The organism is Enterococcus sp. DIV0682 (assembly GCF_051712685.1).
In the GTDB taxonomy this organism is placed as follows: Bacteria; Bacillota; Bacilli; order Lactobacillales; family Enterococcaceae; genus Enterococcus; species Enterococcus faecalis.
The window spans coordinates 2,804,812-2,827,143 of record NZ_JBIOPK010000001.1 but is presented as its reverse complement, the minus strand read 5'-3'; the positions used below and the strand labels follow the sequence as shown (position 1 = coordinate 2,827,143).

The window sequence follows — 22,332 nt, the reverse complement described above, 5'->3', positions numbered from 1 at the left end:
ACAGTGACCTCCTATATGTTTAAATTTTGGTTATCTAAAAAATGTGGATAACTTAAAAGAATGAGCATAGTCGATTTTAGCATTTTTTTAAAACTTTTTCCACAAGCAATTGTTCAATGTGGAAAAAAAGTACACAAGGGTGAAAAAAGTTTTCCACAGGGTGTCGACACTTGCGGAAGAAAGTGGTTGTTGAATGAGTTATCCACAAAAAGTTGAGAATAATTAAGCTTGACACAATCATGTTTCAAGAACTTATCAACAGCTGAAAAAACACCTGTGTAAAACTTTTTAACAGGCTGTTTTTTTGTGTAAAACTAGTGGAAAAATGGCTGTGAACAGAAAAAAATGTGGAAAACTATCCACAAGCTACTCACAGGAAAATTTAATTTGTGGATAATTGAAACGAATCTTTCTCAGGAAATATTTCTTAAATTTTATTGACAAAAGACCCTATTACTCGTTATACTATCAAAGTATGTCTATATATTGATGGATAGTTACAATTTCAGGAGGTGTAATTGCATGAAAAGAACGTATCAACCAAACAAACGTAAACGCCAAAAAGTTCACGGATTCCGTAAACGTATGAGCACTAAAAATGGCCGTCGCGTATTAGCAAGCCGTCGTCGTAAAGGTAGAAAAGTTATTTCTGCTTAATGATGGTCTGGTCTTTTAAACAGTCAATTTCTAAGAACCCTTAGTTATCTCCATAATTTTTTGGAAGATGTGAAGATAACTAAGGGTTCTTTTTCTGTTTTCAATAAAAGAAAGCAGGATTCTATAGAAAAGGCTACTAAAAAAGAGCGGAAATATGCTATTATTATTAAGAAGTAAAAAAATATAGAAACAAAGGGATGCCGATGAAAAAGTCCTACCGTGTCAAGAAAGAAAAAGAATTTCAACAGGTGTTTAATAAAAAACAATCTTGTGCAAATCGTCGTTTCGTGGTGTACGTTTTAGAGAAACCACAACAAGCCCATTTTCGAGTGGGGATTTCTGTTGGGAAGAAAATTGGAAACGCGGTCACAAGGAATGCTGTGAAGCGGAAAATCCGCGCGAGTTTATTTCAATTAAAAGACCGTATCTCTCCAGAAATTGATTTTATCGTGATTGCACGTCCAGGATTGGAAAAATTATCGTCTGAAGAAGTGAAAGCTAATTTAACACATGTGTTAAATTTAGCTAAAATATTAGATGTAAGAGAGGGAATTGAGTAGTGAAGAAGTATAAGCGCTTATTATTAATGGCTGGGTTAGTGACCTTAGTCTTTGTTTTATCCGCCTGCGGAACCGCGCCCGTAAGTGAAAGTAGTACAGGAATTTGGGATCGATACATTGTTTATTATTTTGCCCAAGCGATTAAGTTCCTATCATTAGGCGGCAGTGTCGGAATTGGGATTATCCTATTTACGTTAGTCATCCGGATTATTTTATTGCCGTTGATGCATTTCCAAACGAAGAGTATGCGTAAAACACAAGAGTTGCAACCGCAATTAAAGGCCTTGCAACAAAAATATTCTTCAAAAGATCCTGAAACACAACGCTTATTCCGAGAAGAACAGCAACGTTTGTATGCAGAGAATAATGTGAATCCTTACATTGGCTGTTTACCACTGTTGGTTCAACTACCAATCATGATGGCTTTGTATCAAGCCATTTCACGCGTGCCTGAGTTAAAAGAAGGAACGTTCTTGTGGTTAAGCCTCGATAAGCCGGATCCGTATTTAATTTTACCGATTTTAGCAGCTGTCTTTACGTTTGCTAGTACGTATCTTTCAAGTATGAGCCAACTAGAAACAAATGCCTCACTGAAAATTATGAATTACGTTATGCCAGCGATGATCTTCTTTATGGGGATTTCATTAGCCAGCAGTTTATCTCTTTACTGGGTGGTCTCAAATGCCTTCCAAACAGGGCAAACATTGTTATTAAACAATCCATTCAAAATCCGTAAAGAGCGGGAGGAAGCAGCACGTCAAGCCAAAGCACGGGAGCGAGCGCTTGAACGAGCAAAAAGTCCTAAGAAAAAAGGGAAGAAAAAATAAAGGAGGTCGTTCAGATGCCGATTTATGAAGGAAATACAATCGAAGAAGCAACGCAGAAAGGCTTACAAGCACTTGGTTTAACCAAAGAGGATGTTACAATTGATGTGTTAGACGAAGGAAAAAAAGGATTTTTAGGTCTAGGAAAAAAACTTGCCCAAATTTCAATGGAACCAACGATTAGTGAGCAAGTCACAGAAGCGGTCGAAGAAACAGTGGAAGATATTGTTGTTGCCGATGAAGCAAAAGCAGTGGAAGAAGCAGTTGAGGAATTAACCGAAGCAATTCCTAGTCTCTCAGAGGAATCAACACATTCTTTAGAAAATCTGGAAGACGAAGCTGCTATTACTGAATTAGCGATGTATTTAACGAATATTTCAAATGAACTGAACGCCCCTGCCATGGTTCGCATAGCGCGCGAGAATGGCAATATTATCTTCCATTTAGAAACAGAAAAACAAGGTATCTTAATTGGAAAACACGGAAAAGTGTTAAATGCGTTACAGTATTTAGCGCAAGTCTTTATTCACCGCATTGCAAGCAATAAGCTATCGATTGTTGTGAATGTCGGAAATTATCGTGAAAAACGTCATGAAATTTTGGAACGTTTAGCGAAACGCACCGCGGAAAAAGCCAAACGCACTGGGCGGCCAGTCTTCTTGGAACCAATGCCGGCTTTTGAAAGAAAACAAATTCATCACACGCTAAGTAAAGATGAGCAAATCAAAACCCATTCTGAAGGGGATGAACCTTATCGGTATTTAGTGGTTGAACCAGTTAAGAAGTATTTTTAAACAGAGGTCGGGACGGAACCGTTTAGCTCCGAGAAATAAGAAGGAATTTCCGAAAATTGCTTTTTAATTTTTGGAGACCAAGTAGGTATTGTTCATCATCGAATCACTACGTTCTTCGTGATTCTCAACAATTTCGGCTTATTTCCGAAGGACCTTCAACTCTTAGAGCTTTAGCTCTTAGAAGTTGTTGAGATCGGAGCAACGCGTAGTGTTGGTTCTGTTCCAGGCTCTTTCCCAGTTAAATGATTTTTTAGCCGTCTCCGTTTCTTTTTTTATGTTATGATAATCAGTAATTACTCCAGTAGTAAATTCAAATGAAAAAGTTTTGTAAAGAGACGTAGGGGGAGCAACAGGTATGCGTACGGAGAAAATACTGGTTGTAGATGATGATGCAGCAGTTCGTCGCTTGATTTGGAAAGCATTACAATCAACAGGTATTCTTATTTACCAAAGTGAATCAATTGAAAAAACAAAAGATATTGTGTCCAGAGTTACCTTTGATTTGTTCATTTTAGATGATAACTTGGAACATGACAGCGATGGTTACTACTTAGTCCAAATGATTAGAGAGAAATATCCACTAGTGCCAATTATCTTTTTTAGTAGCAAAAAAGAAGAAGAGGATATCATTGCAGCCTTGGAAATGGGCGTGGATAGTTATATAACGAAACCTTTTTCCTTGAATGTTTTTAAGGCTCAGGTGATTGCTTCGTTGAATCGAGCTCGAATGATTCGAAAACAATTGAATGTTTATAAAAAAGAAGAGCTACAGGTAGGCGATTTCCGTTTTGATTATGGTCGTTATCAACTATTTAAAAAGGATTTACCTATTTCATTGTCTTCGAAAGAAGTTCAATTAATTCAATTTTTTCTGGAGAATCCCGAGCAAGTATTCTCTAAAGAACAAATTTACAGCAGTGTTTGGGGTACTGGGGATGTCGATGCGAATACGATTATGGTTTTTATTAATCGTTTACGAAGTAAATTAGAAGAAAACCCGAAAGAACCTTGTTACCTTCGGACCGTTTGGGGCATTGGTTATACCTTTACGCCAGATGGTTGCGTACAAAAAAAATGAAAAAAGGCCCGCAGTTGCACGAGCGACTGCAGGTCTTTTTTGCTTATTCAATTTGCCGACGTTCCATTTCTTTCAAAATAAATTGAAGCGAACGATTTAGATGTTCATGGGTTAAAAGTGTGATCTGGTCAATATTCTTTGTTTTCATTCCGCGGAAAATTAACCAATGTTCTTCTAGGGCAATACTACGACGTTCTGAGGCACGAATCGCAATATCTCTGAAATAGATTAAGTAAGCATGGAGATCAGTCACAATTTTTTTTAAACGTAGCATCTGACTCTTAGTATAAATAAAGGAATTAAAATCTGAAAAGTTCTGTAGTAAGTCATCTACTTGGTTATTTTTATTGTATTGTTCTCCTTCGAGAAGTAAGGCTTCCAATTCATCAAAATCTTCTGGTGTCATGAGTTCCATGGCTTTAATGGTTGCTAAAGTGTCCAAAGATTTACGAATATCATAAATTTCATAAGCATCTTTCATACTAATCCCTTTAACCACGATACCCACCATAGGTATATGTTCCACCAATTGTTCTTTGACCAATTCTTGTAAAGCAAAGCGAATGGGCGTCCGACTAATGTTTAATTGCTCGGAAAATTCTTTTTCGTTAATCCGTTCACCTGCAGGAATATCCCCTAAAATAATGGTTTTTTTAAAGGCTTCGTAGGTACAAATTTTTAGAGGTTTACTGCTGGTTAAATCTAAGTTCCGTTTTACTGCTTCAACCGTTGGATTCATATGAGGCACCTCCCTATAGGTTATTTTTATAGATAATAAATATAATATTAAAAATGAAAATATAACGCAAGAAAAGACAAAATGAAAAGAAAACCGAGGAGAAAAGGCACTCCTACGGTTTCAGCGACGACGTTTAATTTTGTGGAATAAATAAAGGCATGTGACCTAAAGCAACAATTGTAACAACGAAAATAACGAAAATTCCTAAGGCATATTTTGCTGATTCTTTTTGCCATTGGCCCATATCTAAACCAGTTAAACGTAATAGCAAGTAAATAAATGCCACTAATGGACTTAATAAGTGGAACGCTTGCCCCATTAAGGAAGCTAAAGCCATAGACATATTGTCAAATCCATAAGAACGTCCAGCTTCTGCTAGGACTGGTAAGACACCGAAATAGAAACCGTCGTTTGAAATAAAGAATGTTCCTGGTGCTGAAATGAACGCAATCACTAAGCCCCAAGCGCCGGCTAATTGTTTTGGAATAATATTAACAAAGCTATTTGCTAAGGCATTGGCCATACCAGAACCTTGGAATAAGCCCATGAAGACGCCAGCAGCAAAAACTAAGATAACTACTTGCACAGCATCACCAGCATTTGCACTGATACGGCTGCTTTGATCTTTTAATTTTGGATAGTTAATCATTAAAGCGATACAAGTACCAACTAGGAATAATAATAACGGTGGCATTTCAATCCACGAAGGCAAACCTAATTGACCAACGAATGAACTTAGGACTAACCAACCGATTAAGACAATCGTTAAAATACCATTGAACGCAAAATTCTTTGGACGACGAATTTCTAATAACTCAGGATCGTTAACAATAGTCATTTCTTCCAATTCTTTATCAGTAAGCGTTGTCACGCCTAAGCGAGCACGTTCTTTTTTCCCCATGCGATAAGCAACAAAGAAGATAACATACAATACAGATAAAATCATACCAGGTGCTAAATAAGAAAGAATGTCGGCATCAACTTCTAGTACGGCCATGGCACGAGCTGTTGGACCGCCCCAAGGTAATAAGTTCATAATGGTGTTTTGTAAGATAACAAGCACACCTAAATTCATCAATTTCATATTAAGTTTTTTGTAGATGGGAATAAACGCAGAACAGCAAATCAAGGTCGTAGTTGTTCCATCTCCGTTTAAGGAAACAGCAGCAGCAACTACCGCAGTAGCCATCAAGACTTTCATTGGATCGCCTTTAGCAAAGTAAATCATTTTTTTAGTGATTGGGTCAAACAAACCAGCATCCAACATAATAGAGAAGTAAAGAATGGCAAATAATAACATAATACCAGTTTTTGAAGTAGTTGAAATCCCATCTAAGACGAAATTCCCAATGTTGACTTCAGGGACAACACCGTCAGCACCAGGTGGCGGACTCGCTACTCCAGTTGCAATTGCAATCAAAGTAAAAAAAAAATAAGAGGAATAATTACTAAAGATGTAAACGGTGACAATTTCTTTTTCATGATTACATACATAAAGATGATAATCATACCATAAGCTAAAATAGTGAGTAACATGTTTTTCTTCCTTTCTTTTTTAGAACTTTTTTGTAAGCGTTAACAACCGGTGTTAATAAAAAAGAATAGCCATGAGAAATGTTTCACAGTATTCTGGTTTACAACAAAAAATATTTTTTGTGTTTGTCTATAGTGTGAGAATATACAAACTTTCGCAGAGAATAAATAGCCTAAAACAAAAAGAACATCAAAAAAACAATTCAACAATCAAATTCTTATTAATAACTTAATATAATATTAATAGAATCTTAACGGCTGATAAATGCTTATATACCAATGTTTACAGAGTTTTTTTCACAAAATAAACAATAAAAGAACAATCTGAGCTAGTGTTTTCACTAGGTTTTTTAACGGTTTTTTCTATAATGAACGTATACCAAGAATTAGTGAAAGGAGAGACAATATGGGCCTATTTAAGTCCTTATTCAAGAAAGAGCAACACACGCAGGAAACCGAGATTAATGAAAGCGTTATCCGACGTGAAGCGGATAACTTGGAAAAGCGATGGATAGATATACCAGCATATATTCCTGCTGAGCCAAAAGAATATCAATTGGTAAGTATTGTGGCCACTGCCATCGCAGCAGGAGAGTTTCCAGAAAGTCGTTTTGTTATCAAAAAAATCGCAAAACGAAATCCAGAAGCAAAAGAAGTTGCCATTATTGCAGCCAGTATAGCTGCAGAGCTTTCAGAAGAGTCTCAGCTAGTTGTCAAAAGAATTTCAAAACAAAACCTTGAGGAGGATCATTATGTTACGCAAATTTAAAATTTCAATTGATGGGAAAGAATATTTAGTCGAGATGGAAGAAATCGGTGGCGTCCCACAACCAGCACCTGTTGCGCCACAACCAACAGCGCCAGTTGCTACGACAGAAACACCAGCCCCTGCTGTTGAAGAAGCCCCAGCGCCAGCAGCACAGCCAGCCGCCCCAGCAGGAGCAGATGCAATGCCTGCGCCAATGCCAGGAACTGTGTTAAAAGTATTAGTCAATGTTGGTGATACGGTGTCTGAGAACCAACCATTGTTAATTTTAGAAGCAATGAAGATGGAAAATGAAATCGTTGCAGGAAAAGCAGGTACGGTAACAGGAATTCATGTTACCCAAGGCCAAATTGTGAATCCAGGGGAACCATTAATAACAATTAACTAGAATTAATTTAAGAAGAGGAAGTGATTTGTGTGGAGACACTGATTCAAGGTGTTATAGGAATGGGCCAAGAACCAGGACGCATTGTGATGATGCTGATTGGTGGACTATTAATGTATTTAGGAATAAAAAAAGAGTATGAACCAACACTTTTAGTGCCGATGGGTTTAGGAACGATTTTAGTGAACTTTCCCAATTCCGGCGTATTGAGCGCTGGCGGCGAGCCAGGTCCGTTTAATGTTCTTTTTGATTTTGGAATAAAAACAGAATTATTCCCGTTATTATTATTTATTGGGATTGGGGCAATGATTGATTTCGGGCCATTGTTACAAAATCCGTTTATGTTGATGTTTGGTGCCGCTGCACAGTTTGGGATTTTCTTTACAGTTATTATGGCTGTTTTATTAGGTTTTGATTTAAACGATGCTGCTTCGATTGGGATTATTGGTGCCGCTGATGGTCCAACGTCTATTTTCGTAGCAAATACCTTACATTCAAAATACATGGGGGCCATAATGGTTGCCGCTTACTCCTACATGGCGTTAGTTCCGATTATTCAACCAGTAGCGATTAAAGCAGTGACGACGAAAGCCGAACGTCGGATCCGTATGACTTATCGGGCCGGTGAAGTTTCTCAAACAGCGAAAATTCTTTTCCCGGTTGTTATTACGATTGTCGCAGGGTTAATTGCGCCGGTGTCATTACCATTAGTTGGTTTCTTAATGTTTGGGAACTTATTAAGAGAATGTGGCGTTTTGGACCGCTTATCCATTACAGCTCAAAATGAATTGGTAAATATTATTAGTATCTTGCTAGGACTATCTATTTCCGTTAGCATGAACTATGCAGAGTTCTTAAAAGTCGATACATTGATGGTTATTGGCTTAGGGTTAGTCGCCTTTATTATGGATTCAGTCGGCGGCGTGCTTTTTGCTAAATTCTTGAATTTATTTAGAAAAGAAAAAATCAATCCCATGATTGGTGCTGCGGGTATTTCCGCTTTCCCAATGTCTAGTCGGGTTATTCAAAAAATGGCTACGGATGAAGACCCACAAAACTTTATTTTAATGCATGCTGCTGGTGCCAACGTTTCAGGACAAATCGCTTCTGTAATTGCTGGCGGCTTACTATTAGCCTTTTTAACATAGGACGGAAAGGAGAACGAATACATGTCTGTTAACATGGAAGATTTAAAAATTGCTTTTGAACTGTTAGGTTTTGGTTGGGGCGGCGTTTTCGTTGTTTTATTTATCATTTATCTAGCATCTAAATTACTAACAAAATTATTTCCAATTAAAAAATAAAGGAGGTTATTGCTGTGAGTAGCGTATATACAATGAAAAGAATCTGGTTGCAAAAAGATAAAAAAGCTTATCAAGCTTGGCGCGAATTAATGGAAAAAGCCGCATTGCAAACGACAGAAGCACTTGATTACACCGTTGGCATATATGATGACACAGCATTAATCGCCTCTGGCTCGCTTTCAGGCAAAACGATTAAGTGCGTGGCCGTTTGTAAAAAATATCAATCTGAAAACTTGTTAACCCAATTGGTGGTTCATCTACTTGAAAAACTGAGAGAAGAAAACCAATTACACAGTTTTTTGTATACAAAACCAAAAAATGAACAAATTTTTCAGTCGCTAGGCTTTCAAAAAGTGGTTGCGAATCAAGAGGTGCTATTTATGGAGCAAGGCAAACCAGATTTTGCCGATTATCTTGGTTACCTGACACAGCATAAAAAAGCAGGGCCAGCCAGTAGCATTGTCATGAATGCAAATCCTTTTACGAAAGGCCATCAGTACTTAGTCGAAAAAGCAGCCAAAGAAAGTCCACACGTTTATGTGTTTGTTTTATCTGAAGATAAATCGCTGTTTTCAAAAGAAGCACGTTTCGCAATGGTGCAAAAAGGGGTCGCCCATTTACCCAATGTGACAGTCCTATCTACAGAAGATTACTTAGTTTCGTCTGCGACTTTTCCTACCTATTTTTTGAAAGAAAAAGCGCCATTAGAGGTAGCTGCAATTCAAGCAACGCTTGATGCAACGTTATTTAAAGAAAGAATTGCGCCAATACTTGAAATTCAGCAACGTTATGTGGGAGAAGAGCCTTATTCAGAAGTGACCGATGTCTACAATCAAGCAATGCAACAAGTTTTCGGACAAACGATAACGCTAACCATTGTCCCGCGATTAGCGAGTGATGGAGAGCTGATTAGTGCGACGAAAGTTCGCAAAGCGATGGCTGAAGGCGACAAAGAGACACTCAAGAAGTTTTTACCAGCAACAAGTTATCAATACTTAGTAGAACACAAGAAACTAATGAGGTGAAGAAAGTGAAGATTATCAAAAATGCTACTGCAGGGACAGTAGAATCAAGTGATATTATGATTACCGTCCAACCCATTGAATCAACAGAAAATACCATTGAATTAGAAAGTAGTGTCGAAAAACAATTTGGCAATCAAATTCGTCAGGTGATTACGACAACTTTGGAACATTTAGATGTCCAAGGCGTTGCGGTCAAGGCGATTGATAAAGGGGCATTAGATTGTACGATCAAAGCTCGGATGATTACAGTTTTACATCGAGGCGCTGAAAAAGAAACGTATGATTGGAAGGAGTTGGACTCATGGAACGTTTAAGAAGAACAATGATGTTTGTCCCTGGAGCGAACGCAGCAATGCTAAGAGATGCACCATTGTATGGGGCAGATTCAATCATGTTTGATTTAGAAGATGCAGTTTCATTAAAAGAAAAAGACTCTGCCCGTGTTTTAGTCCATTCTGCTTTGAAAACTTTCGATTATGGCAATATTGAAATTGTTGTTCGGATCAATGCTTTAGATGCCGGTGGCGCAGAAGATATTGAAGCAATGGTCTTAGCTGGTGTCGATGTGATTCGTTTACCAAAAACAGAAACAGCCCAAGATATCATTGATGTCGAGGCAGTCATTACAGAAGTAGAACAGCAAAATGACATTCCCGTAGGAACAACGAAAATGATGGCTGCTATCGAATCGGCCGAAGGTGTTCTAAATGCGCCCGCGATTGCCAAAAGTTCAACTCGCTTGATTGGCATCGCGTTAGGCGCCGAAGACTATGTTACCAATATGAAAACACGCCGCCATCCAGATGGCCAAGAACTATTCTTTGCTCGTAGCATGATTTTACATGCCGCTCGAGCAGCTGGGATTGCAGCTATTGATACGGTCTATTCAGATGTAGACAATACGGAAGGCTTTGAAGCCGAAGTTCGTTTGATTAAACAGCTAGGTTTCGATGGGAAATCGGTGATTAACCCTCGTCAAATCCCATTGGTTAATACTATTTATGCGCCGACAGAAAAAGAAATCCAGAATGCTAAGGAAGTAATCTGGGGCATTCGGGAAGCCGAAGCTAAAGGTTCCGGTGTTATCTCCGTAAATGGAAAAATGGTTGATAAACCAATTGTTGAACGAGCTGAACGGGTCATTGCGTTAGCATTGGCGGCTAAATTAATTACCGAGGAGGAAATATAGACATGGTAGTAAATAAAGTAGGCAAAGACATTCCTCAATCTTATGCAGAGCAATACGGCATTTATGAAGGAGAATTAGCACACATTGATGCTTATCAAGAAGCGAGCCGAGCAATTAAACCAGTGAAACCTCGGGAGACAAAACTTTTAGGAAGTATTCGTGAAGCAATTGAAAAAACAGGGTTGAAAGATGGCATGACCATCTCTTTCCATCACCATTTCCGTGAAGGAGACTATGTGATGAATTTAGTTTTAGCCGAGATTGCCGCCATGGGGCTGAAAAACATTTCGATTGCACCTAGTTCAATTGCAAATGTTCATGAACCTCTGATCGAACACATTAAAAATGGAGTAGTCACCAACATTACTTCTTCAGGTTTGAGAGATAAAGTAGGCGCCGCTATTTCAGCAGGTATCATGGAAAATCCTGTGGTGATTCGTTCACATGGTGGCCGGGCACGGGCAGTAGCAGCAGGCGATATCCATATTGATGTAGCTTTCTTAGGTGCACCAAGTTCAGACGCTTATGGAAATGCGAATGGAACCAAAGGAAAAGCTACCTGTGGTTCTCTTGGATATGCGATGGTCGATGCAAAATATGCGGATCAAGTGGTCATCATTACTGACACATTAGTACCATATCCTAATACCCCTATCAGTATTCCACAAACAGATGTTGATTATGTGGTAGAAATTGATGCAATTGGTGATCCAGATGGAATTGCCAAAGGCGCAACACGTTTTACAAAGAATCCTAAAGAATTATTGATTGCTGAATATGCTGCAAAAATAATTACACATTCTCCTTACTACAAAGAAGGCTTCTCATTCCAAACAGGAACAGGTGGCTCTTCACTAGCAGTTACGCGGTTCATGAGAGAACAAATGCTTAAAGATGGCATTAAAGCAAGTTTCGCTTTAGGCGGAATTACGAATGCAATGGTGGAACTTTTGGAAGAAGGCTTAGTAGAAAAAATTATTGACGTCCAAGATTTTGATCATCCATCAGCTATTTCTTTAGGAGAAAATGCCAATCATTATGAAATTGATGCCAATATGTATGCTTCACCGCTTAGCAAAGGGGCGGTTATTAATCAATTAGACACAGCTATTTTATCTGCTTTAGAAGTGGACACAGATTTTAATGTAAATGTCATTACTGGTTCAGATGGTGTTATCCGTGGTGCTTCTGGCGGACATTCCGATACAAGTATGGCTTGTAAAATGAGTCTAGTGATTGCACCACTTGTTCGTGGACGGATTCCAACAATTGTTGAGCAAGTAAATACAGTCGTTACACCAGGTACGAGTGACGATGTCGTAGTAACAGAAGTCGGCATTGCAATCAATCCAAAAAGAACAGACTTAATTGATTGTTTTAAAACTTTAGATGTTCCTCAGTTTACGTTAGAAGAGTTGAAAGACAAAGCCTACAACATTGTTGGCACCCCGGAACCAATTAAATATGGAGACAAAGTCGTTGCGTTAATTGAATACCGAGATGGTAGTCTAATTGATGTGGTACGCAATGTTTAATGGGGAAAAAGTAACACTTTTAGAGATGTTGGATGCTCGCGAACAAAGAGCTGCTACACAGAAGGAGTTGTTAGAAACAGCACCAGAAGCTAGTCTCTTATCTGCCACAATGAATATTCCTGGAGAAGTAAAAAATTCGCCCACCTTAACGGATGTTTTTTTAGAAGTAATTGACGAAGTCGAGCAACAATTGCTGGATCAAGTACCGATTGTTAATTTTTACCGGAATGAAAAGACAGGGCCTGAATATTATTTGGCGGTTTCGTTAGCCCCGCAAGAGTTAAAACAAAGAATGGTCAAAATTGAAGAAACACATCCTTATGGTCGTTTAGTGGACCTAGATGTTTTATGGGGAAATGAGGAACTAAAAAGCCTTCATCGAGGAGATTTAGGCTTGCCACCACGGCGCTGTTTTATGTGCCAAGAAGAGGCGAAAGTCTGTGGACGAAATCGACGTCACAGTCTTGAAGCAATGCAAGAAAAAATAACAGAAATAATTTTGACACGAAAGGAGCAGCCAAGTGAGTAAAAAAATTCGTTTTACAGAAACGGTGCTACGGGATGGGCAACAAAGTTTAATTGCAACACGGATGCCAACCTCAGATATGCTGCCGATTATTAAAACAATGGACGAGGCAGGATTTCATGCATTAGAAATGTGGGGCGGGGCAACGTTTGATTCCTGTGTCCGCTATTTAAACGAGGATCCTTGGGAACGTCTTCGCCAAATTCGCAAAGAAGTTAAAAATACCAAACTTCAAATGTTATTACGAGGACAAAATTTACTAGGATATCGTCATTACGCTGATGATGTGGTGCGGGCCTTTGTCGAAAAATCAGTTGAAAATGGGATTGATATTATTCGTATTTTCGATGCCTTGAATGATGTCCGTAATTTACAAACAGCAATTCAAACAACAAAAGAAGCTGGCGGACACTGTCAAGCAGCGATCTCTTATACCACGAGTGAAATTCATACCATCGATTACTTTGTAAAATTAGCCAAAGAATTGAGTCAAACAGGAGCGGATTCCATTTGTATTAAGGATATGGCAGGCGTTTTGACGCCACAAACGGGTTTTGAATTAGTGAGCAAAATGAAAGATGCCATTGATTTACCTTTAGAGGTGCATACGCATGCGACTAGTGGTATTTCTGAGATGACCTATTTAAAAGTTGCTGAAGCAGGTGCGGATATCATCGATACAGCTATTTCTTCTTTCGCTGGCGGTACGAGTCAACCAGCCACAGAATCTGTAGCCATTGCGTTAGAAGATTTAGGCTTTGAAACAGGTTTAAATATGGAAAAAGTAACAGAGATTGCTGACTATTTCAATCCGATTCGTGATCGCTTTAGAAGTGAAGGCATTTTAAACCCTAAAGTTAAAGATACGGAACCGAAAACCTTGATTTATCAAGTGCCTGGTGGTATGTTATCAAACTTATTAAGTCAATTAACGGAGCAAGGTTTACAAGACAAATATGAAGAAGTTTTAGCTGAAGTACCTAAAGTAAGAGCGGATTTAGGGTATCCACCACTAGTTACGCCGCTTTCACAAATGGTTGGAACACAAGCCTTAATGAATGTGATTTCTGGGGAAAGATATTCCTTAATACCGAATGAAATCAAAGATTATGTGCGCGGAGAATACGGCAACTCACCAGCACCTATCGCAGAAGAGATTAAGCAAAAAATCATTGGGGATGAAGAGGTAATCACTTGTCGACCAGCGGATTTATTGAAACCAGAGTTGCATAGTTTAGAAAAGGAAATCCAACAATACGCAAAATCTGAAGAGGATGTCCTATTATATGCGATGTTCCCGCAACAAGGAAAAGACTTTTTAGGACGTCGTGAAGATCCTTTTTACGATGTACCGTTACAGAAAGTGACAGTCAAACTTGACTTGCCAGAATAGAACGGGCAAGTGCTCCGCAAATGTATAAAGAAGCAAGGGTTTGAGCGACGATAACGGTTGTTCAAACCCTTGCTTCATCAAATAGAAAAAAGGCAGCCCGTGAAAGGAAGTGACAATGTGTTAGAAGAAGTTCTAGCAATTCATCAAAAAAATATTGGTGTACTAAGTCTTGAAGCAACAGAAGCGGTGTTAAACCATCATGATTTAGCCAAAATGTATACACCTGGTGTCGCAGAATTGAGTTTAATGATTGCCCAAAATCATGAATTAGCGCGCGAGTGGACCATTAGTGGTAAGTTAATTGCGGTTATTACAGATGGATCAGCTGTTCTGGGTCTCGGCAATATGGGCACGCAAGCGGGCTTGCCAATTGTTGAAGGCAAAGCTTTACTTTATAAAAATTTGGCGGGGGTCGATGCTATTCCTTTAGCACTGGAACAAAAATCAGTGGACGAGATGGTTCAAACAATTGAAAATTTACAAAATAGTTTTGCAGGAATCCACTTAGAAGATATTTCTGCACCAAAATGTTTTGAAATTGAAGAAAAACTTCAACAACGTTTGAACATTCCTGTGTATCATGATGACCAAGAAGGCACTGCCATTGTCGTTTTAGCTGGGCTAATTAACGCAGCTAAAATTAAAGGAAAACCTTTAAATGAATTACGTGTGGTGATTAACGGAGTTGGTGCTTCTGGTGTAGCGACCGCTAAGTTATGTATTCAAGCGGGGATTACGCATCTCACCTTAGTAGATCGCCAAGGTGTTTTAAGAGAAGAAGACCCGACATTGAATCCTTACCAACGTGCTTTGCTTCGACAGGTAATAAAACCATCAGTAGAAAACAAAGATTTAGCCACCGCTGTCGTCAATCAGGATGTTTTTTTAGGCTTATCAGAAGCGGATGTGCTAACGCCAGCCCTGATTAAATCAATGAACCAAGACCCAATTATCTTTGCTTTAGCAAATCCTAAACCAGAAATTGAACCAGCCCTCGCCCAAGCCAATGGCGTCCGTTTATTAGCAACTGGTTCTTCCAAATATCCGAATCAAGTGAACAACATTTTAGCTTTTCCAGGTCTTTTTAAAGGGTTATTGGCAGCGAAAGGCAGAAAAGTCGATGTCGGTTTGCAAATGACAGTAGCACGAAGCTTGGCCGCTATGATTTCAGAACCCACAGCAGAAAAATTCATACCTAATGTATTTGATGGCGGCGTAGTTGACACGGTTTTTAATGCTGTACTAGACTATATAAAACAAGAAAAGACCACGGCACAGAAGAAGGGACGTAAAAGGCAATGACAAAGCAAGCAAGGAGTAAATTAGCGCAGCAAGCACAATTGGCACTACTCTATGAAGTGACCTGTTTAAATAAACCAGGCTTGGTGGATCCAGTCGATGCAGGCGCCCATCAAGATATGGATGTTTTCACTTTTTTAGAAAGTAGTGTGGTTTTGACTCCTTATTTTGAAACCTTCGTTCAAGCTGGGACAGAGCTACGTCATTTGCCGATTGAGGCAACATTTCGCGCGATTCGACAAGTTGGTTTAGAAGCAGAACGAGCGATGTTTGAGGCAACAGAAGGGATCAATACACATAAAGGAGCAATTTTTTCTCTAGGTATTTTTTTAGCTATCTGTGGTCGTTTAATGATTTGGGAGACCCCTTGCACCTTACAATTGTTTCAACAAACGCTTCAAACAATGACGCAAGACTTATTGGCTGACTTTGAAAACCTCGCTACGAATGAGCTAGAAAAACTAACTTGGGGTGAACGACTATTTGTTCAGCATGGCTTGACTGGAATCCGTGGTGAGGCGCAACAAGGCTATCCCGCTGTCTTTGAACAGGGAGTGCCTTATTATCAAAAACATCAAGGCACACAACAACAAAAACTCATTGATACGCTCCTTTATTTATCGCTCTATGTTGAGGATACGAATTTGATTAAACGAAGTCAAAATGTCCAAATTTTTGAAATATATCAACCGTTAATCCAGGAATATTTTGCTTTAGGGGGGATACAAACGTTACGGGGAACCCTTTGCTTAGAAAGATTGAATCACTTATTCAAAGAAAAAAATTGGAGTATTGGTGGCAGTGCAGATGCTTTAATTTTGGTGGTGTTTTTAGATAAACTAATGAAATTAAATTGGCTGACGCCTTAATTAAAAAGATAGTTACAACGCTGATTTGGTCAGTTATTTTGACCTTATATGCTTATGGAAAGGTCTCAAGAGAATTCAAGAAAGCGATTGACAAATACCACGAAACACAGTATATTTTATTACGAAATCATTCTTATCAGAGTATACAAATACGATGATAAACAGTTGAAGCGAATCTTGATTTGCTTTTCCTAAACCTGATTCTTTTAGAATCAGGTTTTTGTTTATCTAAAAGGCGGCATTCGTTCAAAAACGGCTGTCGTCTTTTTTTTATGAAATTTTTTTAATATAAAAAATTTCATAAAAAAAATCTTAAAAACAGAAAAAATTGTTATAGATTAGAGTCATTTTTTTGATGTAAAGTTTTTATGACTTATGTCTATAAAATTGATAAAAACAGTCAAAGAAGCAGAAAAAATAATAGTGGAATTTCTCAAAAAAATAAAAAAATTTTCCGTTATTTAATTATCGATTTATCAAACGATAAGTTATAATAAAATAATTTATTTATCTTTAATGATTGGGGAGAAACGTATAAACTTCCTCATTTTCCTCTCATTGTATAATAACTCACTAATGAATTAGTGAGTTTTTTAACATATCCAGGATGCTTGTTATCAAATGAATTTTTATATAAAAATTCACAGCATTATATTTTGAAAAGCTGAGGAAATGTACTAAACTGCAGGTGTTAAATCCATTTAAATCGCTAAAGGGGGAGATGAACAACTAGGGGAAGCTAATGATCTTGGTATTTATCGTTTATTTTAAAGAAAAGAGGGACGATCAGATGAAAAAGAAAATTGTTGAGGATTTTAATCGGAAAAGTCAGTATAAAAAATGGACAAAACGCAAGATGCTTAATTTAGCAATATCAAGTGGTTTATTATTTACGTCATTAGCAATCCCTGTAAGTATAGCTGTTACCTCTGGCACAATCAGTGCATCAGCAGCGGTCTTGGATATCGAACTATTATCAAATGTTACGTCAAATAATGACAGTGGCACTTCAACGAGTAATCGTTGGACAGCCGCAAACCAAAATCAACCAGTTAATTTCACGGTTTCTGGTGGCGCTTTAGCAGATGCTTCCGCTGTGTTTAGTGGACAAAAACAAGCGGTGTTAGTGGTTCCTCCTGAGTTAAGAGGAAATGTAGCTGCAGCAGGCAGCGCAGCAATCAATACCAACGTTACGATTGATCTTTCAAAAGTTACTTTTTTGACTGCCGTTTTGAATGCAGCCAATGATTTAACCAATGTCATTACTCAAATTACCAGTGGGGCTTTAGGGAATTTAACTGGTGTTGATATTGATTTGACGGAAGTGAATCGTCAGTTGGAATTAGTGAATAACATTGAAAACTTAGGTGCTGCTTCATTTACAGCTCCAGAAACGTTAGCAGCTGATGGCTCATACATTAGCGCACCAATTAGTGATGGTTTAGGGTTAGTTTTAGCCCAAAATGTTTCAAACATCTTACAAGATTTGAATGCGGCAGTTCAAGCTTTGGAGGCAAAAGGAACCAGTATCCCAAGTAATCTTGTCGCCGCAGCTATAAATGCAGCCTTGCTTCCTGTCAAAGGCACGGTGAACGTGGCTGTTTCAGGTGCTTTGCCTTTATTAGCGGTTGGTGGTTCAGGCGTAAATGAGTTAGTGGATGCTTCTTTACTAGGCGCAACCACGGTTACTTTACCAACTACCGTTTCAACACCTCAAAATTTATCCAATAATTTAGATGCTCGTTTTGTAGGAACAGTCGTTCAAACAGATCTTTTAGACGTTAATTTATTAGCAACAGCAGACGGTGTATCCAACATTTATTTTGCTGCAGGTACTACTAGTGAAGTAACCGCACCTACCGTAACAGGAGTAACAGGCAATTCAACAGCAGGTTACGAAGTTAAAGGAACTGCCGACGCCAATGCCACGGTTGAAATCCGAAATGCAGGAGGTGCCGTGATAGGTACAGGTACTGCTGATGGGACAGGGGCATTTACAGTTACCATTCCCGCAGGTGAAGCAGGCGCCAATGAAACGTTAACCGCCGTAGCGAAAAACGCCAGCGGTACAGAAAGTACGCCAACAACGTTCCAAACACCAGCGGATGAAGCAACCGTAACCGCACCAACAATCACAGGAGTGACAGGTAATTCAACGGCAGGTTACGAAGTTAAAGGAACTGCCGATGCCAATGCCACGGTTGAAATCCGAAATGCAGGAGGCACCGTAATAGGCACAGGTACCGCTGATGGGACAGGAGCGTTTACAGTTACCATTCCCGCAGGTGAAGCAGGTGCCAATGAAACGTTAACCGCCGTAGCGAAAAACGCCAGCGGTACAGAAAGTACGCCAACAACGTTCCAAACACCAGCGGATGAGACAACCGTAACCGCACCAACAATCACAGGAGTGACAGGTAATTCAACGGCAGGTTACGAGGTTAAAGGAACTGCTGATGCCAATGCCACGGTTGAGATCCGAAATGTAGGAGGCACCGTAATAGGTACAGGTACCGCTGATGGGACAGGGGCATTTACAGTTACCGTTCCCGCAGGTGAAGCAGGCGCCAATGAAACGTTAACCGCCGTAGCGAAAAACGCCAGCGGTACAGAAAGTACGCCAACAACGTTCCAAACGCCAGCGGATCCTAATACGCCCGTGGCGACGCCAATTGTTGAGACTGTAACAGGTAGTACAACAAAAGGCTATGAGGTCAAAGGGACTGCTGAAGTTGGCACCACCATTGAGGTTCGCGATGCAGCTGGCACGGTCCTTGGTACTGCAACAACTGGAACTGATGGAAAATATACAGTGACTTTAGCTCCAGGAACAGCAACAGCAAATCAAACGCTGAGCGTTGTAGCGAAAAACGCTAGTGGCACGGAAAGTCAACCAGCAACGGCGACAACACCAGCTGATGTCACTGCACCAACAGTTGATAACATCACAGGTAACTCTGGTTCGGGTTATGAAATTACAGGAACAGCAGACCCTAACACAACAATCGAAGTTCGTGATCCAGCTGGGGCAGTCATTGGTACAGGTACCTCTGATGCGAATGGTGATTTTACTGTCACACTACCAACGGGAACGACCAATCCTGGGGATACGTTAACAGTGATTGGAAAGGATAACGCGGGAAATGAAAGTCAACCGACTGAAGTCCTTGTTCCTTCTGATGCCACGGTTACAGCACCAACTGTAACAGGAGTAACAGGTAATTCAGTTGCTGGTTATCAGGTGACAGGCACCGCTGATCCGAATGCTACCATCGAAATTCGTGATGCAGATGGGAACGTGATTGCAACAGGGACTGCCGATGGGACTGGTTCCTTTGCTGTGAACCTTCCAGCTGGGACGGCAAATGCGAATGAAACATTGACAGCGTTAGCCAAAGATCCTGCTGGCAATACAAGTACACCGACAACCTTCCAAACACCAGCAGATGAAGTAGTGGCACCGCCAAGTGTCGACAAAGTAACCGGGAATACAACACAAGGATATCAAGTGACAGGTACCGCTGAACTTGGCACCACCATTGAAGTTCGTGCAACAGACGGAACAGTTTTAGGCACCGCAACAACTGGACCGACTGGCCAATATACTGTGACGTTAGCTTCAGGAAAAGCAACAGCGAAACAAACAGTGAATGTAGTTGCTAAAAATGATACTGGACTTGAGAGTCAACCAACTACAGCTATGACACCCGCTGATGTTACCACACCAACAATTGGTGACATTACTGGAGATTCAACAACTGGTTATGAAATCACTGGGACGGCGGACCCTAATACCACCATTGAAGTACGTAACCCAGATGGAACAATTATTGGTACAACGACAACGGATGATCAAGGAAACTTTACTGTGGACCTTCCAGCGGGAGCCGCTAATCCTGGTGATACATTAACAGTTGTTGGAAAAGACGGTGACGGCAATGAAAGTCAACCAACGGAAGTGACGGTCCCTGAAGATGCAACCGTGGCAGCACCGACTGTGACGAATGTCACAGGAACAACTGCTACTGGGTATCAAGTAACTGGCACGGCAGAGCCAAATGTCACCATTGAGATTCACAATGAAGCAGGTTTAGTTATTGCTACGGGAACGACTGATGGTGCTGGCGCCTTTACAATCACTCTTCCGACGGGCACAGCAATAGCCAACGAAGCCTTAACTGCCATTGCAAAAGATGCTGCTGGGAAAGAAAGTAATCCGACTGCTTTCAAAACACCTGCTGATCCAGATGCACCAGTCGCGACACCTACTGTTGACAAAATCACTGGTAGCACGACAAAAGGCTATCAAGTAGTAGGAGCAGCAGAAGTTGGTACAACAGTCGAGGTGCGTGACGCCGATGGCACAGTCCTTGGCATGGAAACTACTGGAACTGATGGCAAATACACAGTGACTTTAGAGCCAGGGAAGGCCTCAGCTAACGAAACAATAACTGTCGTAGCGAAAAATGCAACAGGGAAAGAAAGTCAGCCGGCTACAGCAACTACACCAGCCGACTTAGCCACACCAACCATTGATTCTATTACCGGAAATTCTAGTAAAGGTTACGAAATCACTGGAACGGCGGAGCCAAAAACCACTATTGATGTCCGTGACGCAGACGGAACCATCATTGCTGCTACAACTGCTAACGAAACCGGCCAATATACGGTGACTCTACCAGCTGGCGTAGTGACACCAGGAGAAACGATTACGATTATTAGCAAAGATGGCGCAGGTAATGAAAGTCAACCAGCTACAGCCGTTATTCCAGCGGATGTTGTTTTAGCGGCGCCAACTATTACGAAGGTTGAAGGAAACAAAGCCAATGGCTATACAGTCACTGGAACTGCTGATCCAAATGTCACGGTTCAATTTTACAATAGCAGTGAACAATTATTGGCAAGTGGCAATACAACTACTGGAGGCACCTTCTCCGTTCATATTGCAGCAGGGTTAGCAACAGAAAAAGAAACGTTAACCGCACTAACCACAGATACACAAGGAAATGTGAGTCCTAAAACCACATTTATGACGCCAGCCGATATTACGGGAGAACCAGAAATTAAAATTGCGGCACCAACTGTTTCTTCAGTTTTAGGAACGTCTAAAGCCGGCTACCTCATCAAAGGAACAGCTGAACCAAACCGAATCATTCAAATTAGTAACCGACTATTAAGAAGTGTGATTGCTGTAGGTGCCACCGATGCTGAAGGCAACTTCGCTATCCAATTAACAGCGGGACAAGCGACTGCTCAACAAAGTTTACTTGCGACAGCTACCGATGGCGCAGGACATTACAGTACGGCTACAACCTTCATGACGCCAGCCGACCCAACAAATCCTGGAGGAGGCAATGGTAACACTGGCGGAAATAACGGCAATACAGGCGGCAACACAGGAAACAATGGCGCAACTGGCGGGAATAATGGGAATGGTTCAAACACAGGTTCAAATCCAAATGGAGGTTCTGGTTTAGGCACAACAGGTTCTGGCTTAGGTTCACTAGGCAATGGCATCGGTACAAATGGTAGTGGCTACAATCCGAAACTAAGTACCATCAGTTATGGCACTGGAAATCACGGGAAAACAGGCTTCTTACCTAGCACAGGTGAAAAAGAGTCTTCAGCCGTGACAACAAGTTTGTTTGGCGCCTTTGTCGCACTCCTTGCGAGCATGGGAATCATCAAACGCAAACGTAAAAACTAGCTCTCTCCTTTAATTCCTATAGATGAGAAAACGTATTGTTGAGAATTCCCCACTCAATGATACGTTTTCTCGTTCCCTTTAATGAAGAAAAATTGCCAAATAGAATAAAATGTGCTATTCTATTTTCAGAAAATCGAAGGAACAAGCAG

General features: G+C 40.1%; 20 protein-coding genes. 18 read left to right on the top strand and 2 right to left on the bottom strand.

Going from position 1 to position 22,332, the window contains the following annotated elements; translation table 11 throughout:
• Positions 1–522 precede the first annotated feature (522 nt).
• The 5 genes from rpmH (at position 523) to IGK96_RS13655 (ending at position 3,913) form a co-directional block, all read left to right on the top strand.
• Positions 523–657, top strand: coding sequence for a 50S ribosomal protein L34 (rpmH, locus tag IGK96_RS13675; RefSeq protein WP_002356012.1), 135 nt, complete (start codon positions 523–525; stop codon positions 655–657).
• Positions 658–860: 203 nt separating this feature from the next.
• Positions 861–1,217, top strand: coding sequence for a ribonuclease P protein component (gene rnpA, locus IGK96_RS13670; protein WP_002356011.1), 357 nt, complete (start codon positions 861–863; stop codon positions 1,215–1,217).
• On the top strand, positions 1,217–2,044 hold the full coding sequence (locus IGK96_RS13665) for a YidC/Oxa1 family membrane protein insertase (RefSeq protein ID WP_002356010.1): 828 nt from the start codon (positions 1,217–1,219) through the stop codon (positions 2,042–2,044). Before rnpA ends, IGK96_RS13665 begins: the two co-directional genes overlap by 1 nt.
• A 14-nt stretch (positions 2,045–2,058) precedes the next feature.
• Positions 2,059–2,835, top strand: a complete 777-nt coding sequence (jag, locus tag IGK96_RS13660; RefSeq protein WP_002356009.1) for an RNA-binding cell elongation regulator Jag/EloR — start codon at positions 2,059–2,061, stop codon at positions 2,833–2,835.
• Between the two features lie 355 nt (positions 2,836–3,190).
• Positions 3,191–3,913, top strand: coding sequence for a response regulator transcription factor (locus tag IGK96_RS13655; RefSeq protein ID WP_002363545.1), 723 nt, complete (start codon positions 3,191–3,193; stop codon positions 3,911–3,913).
• Between the two features lie 43 nt (positions 3,914–3,956).
• On the opposite strand, the gene IGK96_RS13650 is transcribed toward IGK96_RS13655, so the two are convergent.
• Together IGK96_RS13650 and IGK96_RS13645 are read right to left on the bottom strand one after the other, a co-directional pair.
• Positions 3,957–4,652: a GntR family transcriptional regulator gene (locus IGK96_RS13650; RefSeq protein WP_002356006.1), complete on the bottom strand. Its 696-nt coding sequence runs from the start codon at positions 4,650–4,652 to the stop codon at positions 3,957–3,959.
• A 133-nt stretch (positions 4,653–4,785) separates the two neighbouring features.
• Positions 4,786–6,063 (bottom strand): CitMHS family transporter, encoded by a 1,278-nt coding sequence (locus tag IGK96_RS13645; RefSeq protein ID WP_438756310.1) that lies wholly within the window; start codon positions 6,061–6,063, stop codon positions 4,786–4,788.
• Between the two features lie 528 nt (positions 6,064–6,591).
• On the opposite strand from IGK96_RS13645, the gene IGK96_RS13640 reads away from it, so the two are divergent.
• The 13 genes from IGK96_RS13640 (at position 6,592) to IGK96_RS13580 (ending at position 22,183) form a co-directional block, all read left to right on the top strand.
• A complete protein-coding gene (locus IGK96_RS13640; RefSeq protein WP_438756285.1) occupies positions 6,592–6,954 on the top strand; it encodes a hypothetical protein in 363 nt (120 codons plus the stop codon).
• Positions 6,938–7,339 carry an acetyl-CoA carboxylase biotin carboxyl carrier protein subunit gene (locus IGK96_RS13635; protein WP_002363547.1) on the top strand — a complete coding sequence of 134 codons (402 nt, stop codon included), beginning with the start codon at positions 6,938–6,940 and terminating at the stop codon, positions 7,337–7,339. The genes IGK96_RS13640 and IGK96_RS13635 overlap by 17 nt, the downstream gene beginning before the upstream one ends.
• 29 nt (positions 7,340–7,368) lie before the next feature.
• Positions 7,369–8,484, top strand: a complete 1,116-nt coding sequence (locus IGK96_RS13630) for a sodium ion-translocating decarboxylase subunit beta (RefSeq protein WP_002383526.1) — start codon at positions 7,369–7,371, stop codon at positions 8,482–8,484.
• A 21-nt stretch (positions 8,485–8,505) separates the two neighbouring features.
• Positions 8,506–8,640, top strand: coding sequence for an OadG-related small transporter subunit (locus IGK96_RS13625; protein WP_002356001.1), 135 nt, complete (start codon positions 8,506–8,508; stop codon positions 8,638–8,640).
• A gap of 32 nt (positions 8,641–8,672) precedes the next feature.
• Complete coding sequence (gene citC / locus IGK96_RS13620) at positions 8,673–9,665, top strand: [citrate (pro-3S)-lyase] ligase (protein ID WP_016615890.1); 993 nt, start codon at positions 8,673–8,675, stop codon at positions 9,663–9,665.
• A 5-nt stretch (positions 9,666–9,670) separates the two neighbouring features.
• A complete protein-coding gene (gene citD / locus IGK96_RS13615; protein WP_002355999.1) occupies positions 9,671–9,979 on the top strand; it encodes a citrate lyase acyl carrier protein in 309 nt (102 codons plus the stop codon).
• On the top strand, positions 9,967–10,854 hold the full coding sequence (citE, locus tag IGK96_RS13610; protein WP_002355998.1) for a citrate (pro-3S)-lyase subunit beta: 888 nt from the start codon (positions 9,967–9,969) through the stop codon (positions 10,852–10,854). The genes citD and citE overlap by 13 nt, the downstream gene beginning before the upstream one ends.
• 2 nt (positions 10,855–10,856) lie before the next feature.
• Positions 10,857–12,389, top strand: a complete 1,533-nt coding sequence (gene citF / locus IGK96_RS13605; RefSeq protein WP_438756282.1) for a citrate lyase subunit alpha — start codon at positions 10,857–10,859, stop codon at positions 12,387–12,389.
• A complete protein-coding gene (gene citX, locus IGK96_RS13600) occupies positions 12,382–12,918 on the top strand; it encodes a citrate lyase holo-[acyl-carrier protein] synthase (protein WP_016616669.1) in 537 nt (178 codons plus the stop codon). The genes citF and citX overlap by 8 nt, the downstream gene beginning before the upstream one ends.
• Positions 12,911–14,308: an oxaloacetate decarboxylase subunit alpha gene (locus IGK96_RS13595; RefSeq protein ID WP_085443233.1), complete on the top strand. Its 1,398-nt coding sequence runs from the start codon at positions 12,911–12,913 to the stop codon at positions 14,306–14,308. Before citX ends, IGK96_RS13595 begins: the two co-directional genes overlap by 8 nt.
• A gap of 117 nt (positions 14,309–14,425) precedes the next feature.
• Entirely contained in the window at positions 14,426–15,610 is a 1,185-nt protein-coding gene (locus IGK96_RS13590; RefSeq protein WP_085443234.1) for an NAD(P)-dependent malic enzyme, read from the top strand.
• Positions 15,607–16,476 carry a triphosphoribosyl-dephospho-CoA synthase CitG gene (citG, locus tag IGK96_RS13585; protein WP_010828451.1) on the top strand — a complete coding sequence of 290 codons (870 nt, stop codon included), beginning with the start codon at positions 15,607–15,609 and terminating at the stop codon, positions 16,474–16,476. Before IGK96_RS13590 ends, citG begins: the two co-directional genes overlap by 4 nt.
• A gap of 742 nt (positions 16,477–17,218) precedes the next feature.
• Entirely contained in the window at positions 17,219–22,183 is a 4,965-nt protein-coding gene (locus IGK96_RS13580) for an Ig-like domain-containing protein (protein ID WP_104846655.1), read from the top strand.
• Positions 22,184–22,332: the final 149 nt, after the last annotated feature.

Bases quoted from the DNA above. Each gene is read 5' to 3' on its own strand.
- IGK96_RS13580 (WP_104846655.1), top strand. From the start codon at position 17,219: ATGATCTTGGTATTTATCGTTTATTTTAAAGAAAAGAGGGACGATCAG.
- citF (WP_438756282.1), top strand. From the start codon at position 10,857: ATGGTAGTAAATAAAGTAGGCAAAGACATTCCTCAATCTTATGCAGAG.
- rpmH (WP_002356012.1), top strand. From the start codon at position 523: ATGAAAAGAACGTATCAACCAAACAAACGTAAACGCCAAAAAGTTCAC.
- citX (WP_016616669.1), top strand. From the start codon at position 12,382: ATGTTTAATGGGGAAAAAGTAACACTTTTAGAGATGTTGGATGCTCGC.
- jag (WP_002356009.1), top strand. From the start codon at position 2,059: ATGCCGATTTATGAAGGAAATACAATCGAAGAAGCAACGCAGAAAGGC.
- IGK96_RS13655 (WP_002363545.1), top strand. From the start codon at position 3,191: ATGCGTACGGAGAAAATACTGGTTGTAGATGATGATGCAGCAGTTCGT.
- IGK96_RS13625 (WP_002356001.1), top strand. From the start codon at position 8,506: ATGTCTGTTAACATGGAAGATTTAAAAATTGCTTTTGAACTGTTAGGT.
- citG (WP_010828451.1), top strand. From the start codon at position 15,607: ATGACAAAGCAAGCAAGGAGTAAATTAGCGCAGCAAGCACAATTGGCA.
- rnpA (WP_002356011.1), top strand. From the start codon at position 861: ATGAAAAAGTCCTACCGTGTCAAGAAAGAAAAAGAATTTCAACAGGTG.
- citC (WP_016615890.1), top strand. From the start codon at position 8,673: ATGAAAAGAATCTGGTTGCAAAAAGATAAAAAAGCTTATCAAGCTTGG.
- citE (WP_002355998.1), top strand. From the start codon at position 9,967: ATGGAACGTTTAAGAAGAACAATGATGTTTGTCCCTGGAGCGAACGCA.
- IGK96_RS13650 (WP_002356006.1), bottom strand. From the start codon at position 4,652: ATGAATCCAACGGTTGAAGCAGTAAAACGGAACTTAGATTTAACCAGC.
- IGK96_RS13640 (WP_438756285.1), top strand. From the start codon at position 6,592: ATGGGCCTATTTAAGTCCTTATTCAAGAAAGAGCAACACACGCAGGAA.
- IGK96_RS13635 (WP_002363547.1), top strand. From the start codon at position 6,938: ATGTTACGCAAATTTAAAATTTCAATTGATGGGAAAGAATATTTAGTC.